This is a genomic window from Streptomyces sp. NBC_00461, assembly GCF_036013935.1.
Classification (GTDB): domain Bacteria; phylum Actinomycetota; class Actinomycetes; order Streptomycetales; family Streptomycetaceae; genus Streptomyces.
In genome coordinates, this window is sequence record NZ_CP107902.1 from 6209151 (window position 1) to 6221666 (window position 12516).

The following is a 12516-nucleotide window of genomic DNA, read 5'->3' on the forward strand; positions in this document are numbered from 1 at the left end:
GCATGCCGCGGGGGCCGGTCCTTCGGGACCGGCCCCCGCGGCTCTTGCGCTCTCAGCCGAGCAGGGCGGCGGCCACCACCAGGACCGGAACCGACAGCACCGTCGACACCAGGATCGAGTCCCGCGCCAGCCCCTCCGCCACCCGGTAGCGACTCGCGTACGTGTACAGGTTCTGCGCGGCCGGCAGCGCCGACGTGACCACCACGTCCAGGAGTTGGGCGCCGCGAAGCCCGAACATCCCCACCGCCAGAGCCCAGGCCACCACCGGCTGGCCCACCGACTTCAGAGCGACGGACAGGAACACGGGCCCCCTTTCGGTGCCCCGGCCCGGCATCGTGCTGCCGCACAGCGAGATGCCGAACGCCAGCAGCACCGCCGGCACCGACATGTTGCCGATCAGGGTCAGAGGGTCCATGACCGGATGAGGGACCCGGACACCGGCCGCGGCGACGGCGACGCCGGCCAGCGAGCCGACGGCGATCGGGTTGCGCAGCGGCGTGAGCAGCCGCAGCCACAGCGGGCCCTTCTCGCCCTTGCCGGAGAGGTCGAGGACCGTCAGGGCGATCGGTGTGACCGCGATGATCTGGAACAGCAGCACCGGCGCCACCAGCGAGGCGTCGCCCAGCACATACACGGCGATCGGGATGCCGAGGTTGCCCGAGTTGACGTAACTGGAGCACAGGGCGCCGATCGTGGTGCGCCCCACACCCCACTCCCGTACGACACCGACTGCGACGAAGGCTCCGGCCGCCGCGGCCGTGCTCATCGCCGTGACCAGGAGGCGGCTGGAGAAGATCACCGACAGGTCCGCGCGGGCGAGGGTCGTGAAGAGCAGGGCGGGGGAGGCGACATGGAAGGCCAGCTTGGTCAGCACCTCCCGCCCGTGCTCGCCGAGATGGCCCTGCCGGCCGATCACATAGCCCACACCGATGACGACCGCGATGACCGCGAAGCCCGTCAGCACCCCCTGCACGGCACCTCCTGCGCGGTGGGAGAACCGTGAGGTATCGCAGGAGGAACTGATTCATGGGGCATGCACCCAACCCTCCGGGGAAGGCAGGACGCAGGTCAATGTGATCCTGTGCGGGCCCGCGATGAGTTCCGCCAGCATTCCCGGTCTACCGCACGTGGACGCCATGACACCCGCCGTACTCGTGCTGACCGGCCCCGTCACCCGTGACGAGGTGGCGGGGCTGTGCGACGAGGTGCGCGCGCTGCTGGAGGCCACGGAAGCCGGGGCCGTGGTGGTCGACGTCGCCGGGATCGGGCCGCCCGGGCTGGGCGCCGTGGACCTGCTGGCCCGGCTGGAGCTGGCCGCGCGGCGGGCCGGGGGCCGGATCCGGCTGCGGGACCCCGCGCCCTCCCTACACGCCCTCCTCGGCCTCGTCGGACTCCGCTTCGAGGTGGAGGGGCAGGCCGAACAGCGGGAACCAGCGCTTGGTGTCCAGGAAGAAGTGGAACCCGGTGAGCCGGCCGTCTGAGATCTCCAGCACCTGCACCGCCCACGGGGCGTAGCCGCCCTCGTCCGGGTCCGGCTTGTACTGGGCGAAGCCCGGCAGGCCGTTGACCTGGACCGGCACCAGGCGGGAGCCCTCGCAGGCCGAGCCCAGCGTGGTCATGAAGCCCGCGATGTCGTCGTGGCCCGTCAGCCAGAGGTCGAACGGCGGCATCGTCATGACCGCGTCCTCGTGCAGCAGGGCCGTCAGCGCCGTCATGTCGTACCCCTCGAAGGCCGCCACATAGCGGTCCAGGAGTTTCTGCTGCTCCGCGTCCAGCGGGTCGGAGACGGCCGCGCCCGTCGCCCTGTCCTCCCGCTCGGCGAGTGTCGCCCTGGCCCGCTGCAGGGCGCTGTTGACCGAGGCGACCGAGGTGTCGAGCAGCTCGGCGACCTCGCTCGCCCTCCAGGCGAGGACCTCGCGCAGGATCAGCACCGCGCGCTGCTTGGCCGGCAGCTGCTGCAGGGCTGCCATGAAGGCGAGCCGCACGGACTCCTTGGCGACGGCCGCCTCCGCCGGGTCGTCCGTCGTGGGCAGCACGCGGGCGTCCGGCATGGGTTCCAGCCAGGTGTTGTCGGGGCGGGGGGAGAGCGCGGCCTGGGCCAGCGGAGTCGACTCGCTCAGATCCATCGGGCGGGCGCGCTTGTTGCCGGCGGTCAGCATGTCCAGGCAGACGTTCGTCGCGATGCGGTACAGCCACGAACGGAGGCTGGAGCGGCCCTCGAACTTCTCGTAACTGCGCCAGGCGCGGACCATCGTGTCCTGCACCGCGTCCTCGGCCTCGAAGGAGGAACCGAGCATGCGGTAGCAGTAGCCGGTCAGCTCGACGCGGTGTTTCTCCAGCCTGACGTCGAGGTCTGTCGTCGTGGTCGCCGTACCGTCGCTCATCGTCCACCCACCCCTGTGGCATTACCTGTCACGCGCCATCGCGCCCAGCACGTTCGAAGCTAGCGCAGGGGACTGACAATGGCGTGGCGAGCGGGGAAAGGTGCAGGTGGGTGAGGGTGCCGTCCCCAGGGGGCTCCGCCCCCTGGACCCCGATCGGCCTGAACGGCCTCGTCCTCAAACGCCGGACGGGCTGGATTCGGCCGAGGTGAATTCGGCCGAGCTGAATTCAGCCCCTCCGTGTTTGAGGAGCGGGGGTCCGGGGGCCCGCCCCCCGGGGCGGGGCGGGCAGGGGCGGCGCGGGCGAAGAACCGTCAGTGCGCCGGCAGCGGACCGCGCCGCGCAGCGACCCGCGCCGCGCGCGTCCCGAGCACCGTGATCGTGACGACACCCAGCACCGCCAGCAGGCCGACCCCCACTGTCCCGGCCCAGCCCGAGGCGTGGAAGGCCAGCGCCCCGACCGTGCTGCCCGCGCTCGACCCGACGTAGTACGACGACTGGTACAGCGCGGACGCCTGGGCACGCCCCGTCGTCGCCGTCTTGCTCACCGCCGACGACGCGACCGCGTGCCCCGCGAAGAACCCGGCGGTGATCAGCACCAGACCCAGCAGGACCGGCACCACAGACCCCGCGAGGGACAGGACCAGGCCCGACGCCGTCGTGCCGCCCGCCAGGTACAGCGCCCCACGGCGACCAAGACGGCCGACCAGCCGCCCCGCCGTCGACGCCGACACCGTGCCGACCAGATAGATCAGGAAGACCGAGCCGATGATGCCCTGCGGGAGCGAGAACGGCGCCTCGGTCAGGCGGTAGCCGATCACCGTGTAGACGCCGCCGAACACCGTCATGAACAGTGCGCCGATCGCGTACAGCCGACGCAGCAGCGGGTTGGAGAGGTGGTCGCGGACCGTCCGGGCCAGGACGCGCGGCCTCAGCGAGCCGGCGACGAAGTGCTTCGGCGCCGGCAGCAGCAGCCGGAACGCCACCGCGCATCCGACCGCGATCGCGCCGATCACGCCCACCGCGACCCGCCAGCCCCACTCCTGCGCGACCCACCCGGTGATGACGCGGCCGCTCATCCCGCCGACGCTGTTGCCCGCCACGAACAGACCGATCGCCGTGACCAGCGCCTTGGGCCGGACCTCCTCCGCCAGATACGCGGTCGCCGACGCCGGAAGACCGGCCAGCGCCGCCCCCTGGACCGCCCGCAGCACGACCAGCGAGGTCAGCGAGGGAGCGAAGGGGACGAGGAGCCCCACGGTCACCGCGACCGCCAGGGAGGCCGTCATCACCGTACGGCGGCCGAACCGTTCCGAGAGCGCGCTCATCGGCAGGACGAACACCGCCAGACCACCGGTCGCCGCCGCCACCGTCCAGCTCGCCTCACTCGCCGCCACCCCGAACTCGCCCGAGATCAGCGGCAGCAGGGCCTGGGTGGAGTAGAGCAGCGCGAAGGTCGCGACCCCCGCGAGGAAGAGGGCGAAACTCATCCGGCGGTAGCCGGGGCCGCCCGGGGCCATACGGGAGTCGGAAGCGGACTCGGAGGCCGGGACGGCGGCGGGGACGGAAGCGGAGACGGACGAGACGGCGCCCACGAGGGTGGACGCCCCGGTACTGGCGGGAGACATGCCTCGAAGTTATGTACGGTCCCGCTCATCCGTCCAATGCATGGAATCGTCATAATCGTTCCCATGGTGCATCAGCAGAGGTCAGAAGCTCGCCTGTCACCGTCCAGTGACACAAAAGACACCGACGACATCGTCACGCTGCTCGCCCCGCGGCTCGCCCACTTCGCCGGCGTCGCCCGCACCGAGCACGTCACGCGAGCCGCCCAGGAGATGCAGGTCCCGCAGTCCACCCTCTCCCGGGGCATGGCCCGGCTCGAAGAGGACCTGGGCGTCGACCTGTTCGCCCGCCACGGCCGCACCGTCTCCCTCACCCCCGCCGGCCGCACCTTCCTCGGCTCCGTCGAACGGGCCCTCGCCGAGATCGGGCGGGCCGCCGAGGCGGTCCGTGCCGACGCCGACCCGGCCACCGGCAAGGTCGCCTTCGGCTTCCTGCACACCATGGGCGCGGAAACCGTCCCGGGCCTGCTCCAGGCCTTCCGCGTCGACCACCCCCGCATCCGCTTCAGCCTGGTCCAGACCTACGGCGAGGCGATGCTGGAGAAGCTGCACGCGGGGGAGCTGGACCTGTGCCTGACGTCCCCCGTCCCGGACGCCCCGGGCCTGGTCGCCCGCCGCCTCGACGAGCAGAAACTCCGCCTGGTCGTCCCCGCCGACCATCCCCTCGCGGCCCGCCGGCGCATCCGCCTCGCCGAAGCGGCCGACGAGACGTTCGTGACCCTGGAACCCGGCTACGGCCTGCGCCGCATCACCGACGACCTCTGCAAGGAGGCAGGCTTCCGCCCGAGGGTCGCCTTCGAGGGCGAGGAGGCGGAGACCCTGCGGGGCCTGGTGGCGGCAGGCCTCGGAGTCGCCCTTCTGCCCCCACCGACCGTGCCCCGCCCGGGAGTTGTGGAGCTGACGATCACCGGCCAGCGGGCACTCCGCGAAATCGGCGTCGCCTGGCGTGAGGGCACCTCGGATACCCCTCCGGTGGCCGCGTTCAAGAAGTTCCTACTGTCGAGGAGGGGCAACCTCCTGCCGACCTAGGGTCTTCAGGGGCGCGGGGAACCGCGCGATCAGCCACAACGAACCCGCACCCCGCAGACGAGCCGCAGCCCCGAGCCCTTACCGGCGCAACGACTTCCCGAACCCTGCGGCCAAGGGCATCCGCAGTCCCAAGGGAGGCGGAGCCGCCAACGCATCCTCCACGGGCCGCGAGAAAGCCCGCCCGAACAGTGTCCCCATCACGAAGTCCTCGGCCAGCGCGTGCACTTCGCTCCGGTACTGATGCAACCCGTGGCCGTCGGAGTGCACTTCGAACCTGCACACGTCCCGGTTCGCCTTCTTCGCCCGCGCCGCCAGCCGGAAGGACAGCTCGGGGTCGGAGACGCCGTCGTTCGTGCCGTGCACGATCAGCACCCGCCGCCCCGCGAGCTGCCTCACCGGTTCCGGCGAGGCGGCGACGTCCTCCTCCGGCAGCCAAGGGGCGATCGCCAGCACGGAGTTGACGGCCTCGTGACCGCCCGCGCGCAGTGCCGCCCGGCCGCCCATGTCGAGACCGGCGAGGCAGACGGGAACGTCCCCGTAGCGCCGTACGGCCTCGTCGGCGGCCCAGGAGGCGTCGCGGGCCAGATGCGCCTCGTTGCCGTTCCAGCCGCGGTAGCGGTAGTGCACGACATGGGTGGCCAGCCCCTCGTCGCGCCCCGCGCGGGCCAGGCGGCGGCCCAACGCGCGTACGGATGCGGTCGCCAGCATGGGGGAGGGTCTGCGGGCCGACTCCTCGTCACCGCCGGGGAGCAGCAGGACCACTGCGCTCACCGCCGCCGGTTCCGGGCCGAGTGCCCTTCCCAGCCGGGCCCGTCGAACCGGCGTCGCTTGGTGTGCCATGACAGAACAGTGTCAGAAGCGTGGGTGTACATGACCCGTCCTTGGGATCACCGTTACGTATCGACGGAGATGTGCACCGCGCGATCTACGCGCGTAGGAGTTAGAGTGCGGAAATGACGAGCCAGACCATCTCGAACACCCCGACGCCGGATCAGATCCGCCGGGCGCCGAAGGTTCTGCTGCACGACCACCTCGACGGCGGCCTCCGCCCGGGGACGATCGTCGAACTCGCCCGTGACGCGGGCTACTCACGCCTCCCCGAGACCGACCCCGGCAAGCTCGGCGTCTGGTTCCGGGAGGCCGCCGACTCCGGTTCGCTGGAGCGGTACCTGGAGACCTTCTCCCACACCGTCGGCGTCATGCAGACCCGGGACGCGCTCGTCCGGGTCGCCCGCGAGTGCGCCGAGGACCTCGCCGAGGACGGCGTCGTGTACGCCGAGGTGCGCTACGCCCCCGAGCAGCACCTGGAGGGCGGGCTCGGCCTGGAAGAGGTCGTCGAGGCCGTCAACGAGGGCTTCCGCGAAGGGGAGCGGCTGGCCCGGGCGAACGGTCACCGGATCCGCGTCGGCGCCCTGCTCACCGCCATGCGGCACGCCGCCCGCGCCCTGGAGATCGCCGAACTCGCCAACCGGTACCGGGACCTGGGCGGCGGTGGAGTCGTCGGATTCGACATCGCGGGCGCGGAGGCCGGTTACCCGCCCACCCGGCACCTCGACGCCTTCGAGTACCTCAAGCGCGAGAACAACCACTTCACCATCCATGCCGGCGAAGCCTTCGGGCTGCCGTCCATCTGGCAGGCCCTGCAGTGGTGCGGCGCAGACCGGCTGGGGCACGGCGTGCGCATCATCGACGACATCCAGGTGCGGGCCGACGGCTCGGTGAAGCTCGGCCGGCTCGCCTCGTACGTACGGGACAAGCGCATCCCGCTCGAACTGTGCCCGAGCTCCAACCTCCAGACCGGAGCGGCGACGTCCTACACCGAGCATCCGATCGGTTTGCTGCGCAGGCTGCACTTCCGAGCTACCGTGAATACGGACAATCGGCTCATGTCCGGCACGAGTATGAGTCAGGAATTCGAGCATCTTGTCGACGCATTCGGTTACTCGCTCGATGACATGCAGTGGTTCTCCGTCAATGCGATGAAATCAGCGTTCATTCCTTTCGATGAACGACTGGCGATGATCAATGACGTCATCAAGCCCGGATATGCCGAGCTGAAGTCCGAATGGCTGTTCCAGCAAACTGCCTCCACCAGCGGTTCTGCGCCCACGGAGGAGTGAGTCGGGGTATCGGGGTGTGTGGAATGCGGACGGGTATTCACAACCCGTCCGCATTTCGATGTTTGCGGCGGGCGGGTTCGCGTGTTTACGGTCGTGCACACCGCTCACATTCCCCCAACCCCATTTCGAGGACGCGTTTTCATGAAGCAGTCTGCTGCCAAGACCCTCGGTGTCGCCGCTCTCGGTGCCGCCTTCGCCGCCGCCGGCGCGGGCGCCGCGAACGCGGCCCCGGCGGTTCCGGACGCGACCGGGACGCTGGACACCGTCACCAGCACCCTCCCGGCGCAGAACGTCTCCCAGGCGCTGCCGGGTGCCGGGGCGGCGGTGACCCAGGGCAAGCCCGCCCTTGAGCGCGGTCTGGCCGCCGTGCAGCCGTCCGCCTCGCGCGCGCTCGCCGACGGCCCGGCCACGCCGGTCGCCGGACTGCTCGGCGGCCTGCCGGTGCAGGGCGGCGTTCCCGTGAAGGGCCTTCCGCTCGGCGGCTGACCCACCCGCTGAACGCGCCGATGGGGCGCACCCCTTGGACACGGGGTGCGCCCCATCGGCGTATCCACGAAGGTCACCAGGCGGTACGGGCCGCCTTGTCCTCCGAGGGCAGCAGGATCCACAGCGCTATGTAGAGCAGGAACTGCGGGCCCGGCAGCAGGCAGGAGAGCAGGAAGATCACGCGCATCGTCGTCGCGGAGGTGCCGAAGCGCCGGGCCAGCGCGGCGCACACTCCGCCGATCATGCGGCCGTTCGTGGGGCGGGCAAGGGCGGACATGTGCGGCTCCTTCGTGAGCGTCGGTCCAAGGCGGCCTTCGGTGACTGCCTCATCTGCCATCTACGCTACGGAGACGAAGGGGGCAAAGCGTCGCTCTACGGTGCGATCCCGACCCTGGGAAACGTCGGGGTCCGACCCTGAGCCACGTCCTCCTGGCGGACGGCCGCACCGTCCCCGCCCTCGGACCTGCGGCGGAGCCAGGAGCGGGCCGCCGGGACGACCGCGAGGTGGGCGAGCGCCACGCCCACGGTGTTCAGCAGCAGCGAGTCGACGTCCGGGACCCGGCCCGGCACCCCGGTCTGCAGCAGCAGGATGCCCAGCGAGACCAGCGCGCCCGCGGCGACGGTACGGAGGAACGAGGCGAACGGGAAGGCCCAGAGCCTGCCGTGCGCCATCGGCAGGAGCACGCCGAGCGGCGCGAGGAGGGCGACGCCCTCGCCGATGCTGCGGGCCGCCTGGGGCCAGCCCAGGGCGAGGTCGGCCCGGATGCCGGCGAACGGACGCACGTTGGGGGGCATCACCCACAGCACGTCCAGCGGACGCAGCGTGAGCCAGGCGACGAACGCGAGGTGTGCGACGAGGAGGACACTCCCTGTCACACGGATGCGGATCGCGGCGCTGCCGCCGATGGAGCCTTGACGCTGCACGCCCCTCTAGACGCGGCCTTCGGCACGATCGGTTCCGCCTGCTCCCCGCGCACCTCGATGAGGCTTGCGCCACACCAGCACGTCAGCCGCCCGTCACCTCGCCGGACGGCGGCTTCTCGGTGCCGGGCCGGGAGCGGACCTCGTCCGTGCACTCGTAGCGGTGCAGGGGGTCCTGCCCGGGCCCGCCCAGGATGACCGAGCCGTCGCCCTCGGCCGCCGCCGAGTCGGAGAACGTGCACACGACCTGGGCCAGGGCGAAGGACGTGAGGCCGCCGGGCGGGCTGCTCAGGCGGAGCGTGTCCTCGGGGTCGCCGGGGCGCGGCCCGCTCACGTTCATCCCGCCGCGTACGTCGGTCGTGTACCCGGCCTCCTTCTCGGCGGCCGACGGCGTCGCCGCGAGCTGGTCGAGCAGCCCCTGCGCCACCAGCAGCCGCCGCCGCGAGTCCGGGGTGCCGTCCGGAACCCGTACCGTCCGGTCGACGGCGACCAGCGACGAGCCGCACAGCAGGAACACCTGCACCGGCAGCCCGCGCGAGGCCTGCGTCGAGACGTCAGGGCCGGCCAGCGAGCACTGCACCCGCGAGGGCGCCGCCCCGAAGTCCGTCGGCACCTCGGTGGAACGGATGCCGCACCCGGTGATCAGCACGGCCATGGCCGCGAAAACGGGGAGCGCCAGCAGGCGTCGTACGGTCATGAGGCGTTCGCGTCCTTCCCCGGGTCCTTCTCGGACTCCTCCGTCAGCGCCGAGGCGTCCCGTGGCAGCCACAGCGTGAACACCGCGCCCCCGGCGGGGGAGTTCGCGGCGGTGATCTCGCCGCCGTGGATGTGGGCGTTCTCCATGGCGATGGACAGGCCCAGGCCGCTGCCCTCGGAGCGCGGCCGGGACGCGCTCGCCTTGTAGAAGCGGTCGAAGACGTGCGGCAGGACGTCTTCGGGGATGCCGGGTCCGTGGTCCCGTACCTCGATGACGACCTGCGCGTCCTTTCCGCCCTGCGCTTCCGACTCCCGCACCACGACGCGGACGGGCGAGCCGCCGTGCTTGAGCGCGTTGCCGATGAGGTTCGCCAGGATCACGTCCAGGCGGCGCGGGTCGAGCCGGGCGTGGATGCCGCGCTCGGCGTCCAGGTCCACCGCGTCCAGCCAGGCCCGCGCGTCGATGCACGCCGTGATCTGGTCGGCCACGTCGACGTCGTCCAGGACCAGGCGCGCGGTGCCCGCGTCGAAGCGGGTGACCTCCATCAGGTTCTCTACGAGGTCGTTGAGGCGCCGGGTCTCGCTGACGACGAGCCGGACGGCGGGCTCGATCATCGGGTCCACGCTCCCGGACTCCGCCTCCAGCTCCTCCTCCAGGATGTCCGTGACGGCGGTGATCGCGGTGAGCGGGGTACGCAGTTCATGGCTCATGTCCGCGACGAACCGCCTCGACGCCTCGTCCCTCGACGCCATGTCCTCGACCCTTTTCTCCAGCGCCTCTGCCGCGTAGTTGAACGTCCGTGACAGGTCCGCGAGTTCGTCGGTGCCGGACACCCTGAGCCGGGTGTCCAGCTTGCCCTCGCCGAGTCGGCGGGCGGCGGTTCCCAGGCGCTGCACGGGCTTCAGCACGGTCGAGGCGGCGGCCTGCGCGAGCAGCGCCGAGCCGACCAGTGCGAGAGCGGTGGCGATCCCCAGCGACCAGGCAAGGGAGTTGAGGTCCTTGGCCTCCGGCTCCAGCGACTTGAGCATGTAGCCGGTCGCCCCGCCGTCGATCACCCTCGTGCCGGCCACCAGGTACGGCGTGCCGTTCTCGCTGATCCGCTGCCAGTACAGGTGGTACGCGTACTTGTTGCCCGAGTCGACCGGCTGCTTCTTGGCCACGGCCGCGCGCAGCGACTCGGGCACGTCCTGCAGCGAGAAGCCGTCGAGTCCGCCCGAACTGCCGTACACGGTCTTGCCGTCGGGGTCCTGGGCGACGAGCAGCACGCTGAAGCGCTGGCTGCTGAGGGTCATCTGCCCGGCGGTGTGCTGCAGTTCGTCCTGTGTGGGGTGCGGGCGCAGCGTGCCTGCCCGCGTCTGCATGGCCTGCCGGAAGTCGCCGAGCACCGCGTCCTGGGTGCGGGTGAGCACGGCCTCGCGGTTGAGCCAGTACGCGATCCCGGACGCGGAGACGGCCGCGGTGAGGGCCACGAGCCCGAACACGACGACGAGACGCAGCCGGAGGCTGGTGAAACGCAGCCGTGAGAGATGTCCCTTGCGCGTCGCGGCCCAGCCGCGAACCCCCCCTGGTGCTTCGGTCACTGAGGCGTGTCCAGCCGGTAGCCCACGCCGCGCACGGTACGGATCAGCGTCGGGGACGACGGCACGTCCTCGACCTTGGCGCGCAGCCGCTGGACACACGCGTCCACCAGCCGGGAGTCACCGAGGTAGTCGTGCTCCCACACCAGGCGCAGCAGCTGCTGCCGGGACAGCGCCTGCCCCGGCCGCCTGCTCAGCTCCAGCAGCAGCCTCAGCTCTGTCGGGGTGAGCTGCAGGTCCTCGCCGTTCTTCGTCACGGTCATCGCCGCGCGGTCGATGACCAGGCTGCCGAAGCTCGCCGCGTCGGTCGACTCCCGCTCGCCGCGCCGCAGCACGGCCCGGATCCGGGCGTCCAGCACCCGCCCCTGGATCGGCTTGACCACATAGTCGTCCGCGCCGGACTCCAGCCCGACGACGATGTCGATGTCGTCGCTGCGCGCGGTCAGCAGGATGATCGGCAGCTGGTCCGTGCGCCGGATGCGCCGGCACACCTCGAACCCGTCGATGCCGGGCAGCATCACGTCCAGCACGATCAGGTCCGGCCGCTGCTCGCGCAGGAGCTTCAGACCGTCCTCTCCGGTGGCAGCGGTGGCAACCCGGTGTCCCTGGCGCGTAAGAGACAGCTCCAGGGCCGTACGGATGGCGTCGTCGTCTTCGATCAGCAACAGGGAAGGCACGGGGCTCATTCTGGCCCATGGTGGGGTGGGGTTTCGACTCCTGCTACGGACCAGTACGTCTACGTGCGCATACCGCTCTTCTCTGTGACCGCGCTGTGCCCCGCATACGGGCGACCCCTGTGACAGGTCTGTGACAGTCGGCGGACACGGCCATGAAGGTGCGTTGGCAAGCTTCTCGGCACAGGCAAGGAAGCACCGCCTGAGCAAGCCGAACACCGGAAGTCCACGACGGGGGGCGCGAGATGAACACGCTGCACGGCATCACCACCAGCGCAGTGATCACGCGTCTTCACGACGTGAACGGGGGCCGGGGTTCCGAGAAGTCCGGTGCCGTGAGCGGGCGGGGGTGCGCTCGCGGCACCGGGCGTCAGCACACGGCGTACATGTCGGTTGTTGACATCACGGGGGAACACGGGGGAAGCGCGTACAGGGAGGACACGGGGGAGCGTCGCTCGCTGTCGGAGACTGTGGATGCCGAAGCGGCGTTTACCGCCTACGTCCAGGAGCGCCGCGCCTCCCTGTACGCAACCGCCTACCACCTGACCGGTGACCGCTTCGAGGCCGAGGACCTGCTGCAGAGCGCGCTGTTCTCGACGTACAAGGCGTGGGACCGGATCAGCGACAAGGCCGCGGTCGGCGGATATCTCCGCCGGACCATGACCAATCTGCACATCAGCGCGTGGCGCCGCCGCAAGCTGAACGAGTACCCGACCGAGGAACTGCCGGAGACGCCCGGCGACACGGACGCGATGCGCGGCACCGAACTGCGCGCCGTCCTGTGGCAGGCGCTCGCCCGCCTCCCCGAACTCCAGCGCACCATGCTGGTCCTGCGCTACTACGAGGGCCGCACGGACCCGGAGATCGCGGAGATCCTCGACATCAGCGTCGGCACGGTGAAGTCCAGCATCTGGCGGTCGCTCCGCCGGCTGCGCGAGGACGAGGTCCTCAGCTTCGGCCGTGACGAGGAGGACGCCTTCGGGGAGCTCGTCGCCTGAGGGTTGGG

The 12516-nt window shown here is 71.1% G+C and carries 14 protein-coding genes; 5 read left to right on the plus strand and 9 right to left on the minus strand.

Annotated features, from left to right (window positions below; translation table 11 throughout):
• Positions 1-52 precede the first annotated feature (52 nt).
• Positions 53-973 (minus strand): AEC family transporter, encoded by a 921-nt coding sequence (locus OG870_RS29205; protein ID WP_266520088.1) that lies wholly within the window; start codon positions 971-973, stop codon positions 53-55.
• 121 nt (positions 974-1094) lie between these two features.
• Between OG870_RS29205 and OG870_RS29210 the strand changes: the two genes are divergently transcribed.
• Positions 1095-1481 carry an STAS domain-containing protein gene (locus tag OG870_RS29210; protein WP_266520090.1) on the plus strand — a complete coding sequence of 129 codons (387 nt, stop codon included), beginning with the start codon at positions 1095-1097 and terminating at the stop codon, positions 1479-1481.
• Here the strand turns inward: OG870_RS29210 and OG870_RS29215 are convergent.
• Complete coding sequence (locus OG870_RS29215) at positions 1365-2384, minus strand: sigma-70 family RNA polymerase sigma factor (protein WP_266520092.1); 1020 nt, start codon at positions 2382-2384, stop codon at positions 1365-1367. The two genes, OG870_RS29210 and OG870_RS29215, sit on opposite strands and share 117 nt — an antisense overlap.
• Before the next feature lie 311 nt (positions 2385-2695).
• Positions 2696-4009, minus strand: coding sequence for an MFS transporter (locus OG870_RS29220; RefSeq protein ID WP_266520094.1), 1314 nt, complete (start codon positions 4007-4009; stop codon positions 2696-2698).
• A 63-nt stretch (positions 4010-4072) separates the two neighbouring features.
• Between OG870_RS29220 and OG870_RS29225 the strand changes: the two genes are divergently transcribed.
• Positions 4073-5035 carry a LysR family transcriptional regulator gene (locus OG870_RS29225; RefSeq protein ID WP_266520096.1) on the plus strand — a complete coding sequence of 321 codons (963 nt, stop codon included), beginning with the start codon at positions 4073-4075 and terminating at the stop codon, positions 5033-5035.
• 78 nt (positions 5036-5113) lie between these two features.
• Here OG870_RS29225 and OG870_RS29230 read toward each other — a convergent pair whose 3' ends face one another.
• On the minus strand, positions 5114-5875 hold the full coding sequence (locus OG870_RS29230) for an alpha/beta hydrolase (RefSeq protein WP_266520099.1): 762 nt from the start codon (positions 5873-5875) through the stop codon (positions 5114-5116).
• A gap of 113 nt (positions 5876-5988) precedes the next feature.
• Between OG870_RS29230 and OG870_RS29235 the strand changes: the two genes are divergently transcribed.
• Positions 5989-7155 carry an adenosine deaminase gene (locus OG870_RS29235; protein WP_266589547.1) on the plus strand — a complete coding sequence of 389 codons (1167 nt, stop codon included), beginning with the start codon at positions 5989-5991 and terminating at the stop codon, positions 7153-7155.
• A 141-nt stretch (positions 7156-7296) separates the two neighbouring features.
• Entirely contained in the window at positions 7297-7641 is a 345-nt protein-coding gene (locus tag OG870_RS29240) for an ATP-binding protein (RefSeq protein WP_266520685.1), read from the plus strand.
• Positions 7642-7714: 73 nt separating this feature from the next.
• Here the strand turns inward: OG870_RS29240 and OG870_RS29245 are convergent, their stop codons facing one another.
• The 5 genes from OG870_RS29245 to afsQ1 all read right to left on the minus strand — a co-directional run bounded on the left by OG870_RS29245 (position 7715) and on the right by afsQ1 (position 11513).
• Positions 7715-7918: a PspC domain-containing protein gene (locus OG870_RS29245; RefSeq protein ID WP_266520687.1), complete on the minus strand. Its 204-nt coding sequence runs from the start codon at positions 7916-7918 to the stop codon at positions 7715-7717.
• Positions 7919-8013: 95 nt separating this feature from the next.
• A complete protein-coding gene (locus tag OG870_RS29250; RefSeq protein WP_266520689.1) occupies positions 8014-8565 on the minus strand; it encodes a VanZ family protein in 552 nt (183 codons plus the stop codon).
• A gap of 82 nt (positions 8566-8647) precedes the next feature.
• Positions 8648-9259, minus strand: a complete 612-nt coding sequence (locus OG870_RS29255; protein ID WP_266520691.1) for a hypothetical protein — start codon at positions 9257-9259, stop codon at positions 8648-8650.
• Positions 9256-10839: a sensor histidine kinase gene (locus OG870_RS29260; protein ID WP_266520693.1), complete on the minus strand. Its 1584-nt coding sequence runs from the start codon at positions 10837-10839 to the stop codon at positions 9256-9258. Before OG870_RS29260 ends, OG870_RS29255 begins: the two co-directional genes overlap by 4 nt.
• Positions 10836-11513: a two-component system response regulator AfsQ1 gene (gene afsQ1 / locus OG870_RS29265; protein ID WP_046261189.1), complete on the minus strand. Its 678-nt coding sequence runs from the start codon at positions 11511-11513 to the stop codon at positions 10836-10838. The genes OG870_RS29260 and afsQ1 overlap by 4 nt, the downstream gene beginning before the upstream one ends.
• A gap of 242 nt (positions 11514-11755) precedes the next feature.
• Between afsQ1 and OG870_RS29270 the strand changes: the two genes are divergently transcribed.
• A complete protein-coding gene (locus tag OG870_RS29270; RefSeq protein WP_266520695.1) occupies positions 11756-12508 on the plus strand; it encodes a SigE family RNA polymerase sigma factor in 753 nt (250 codons plus the stop codon).
• Positions 12509-12516: the final 8 nt, after the last annotated feature.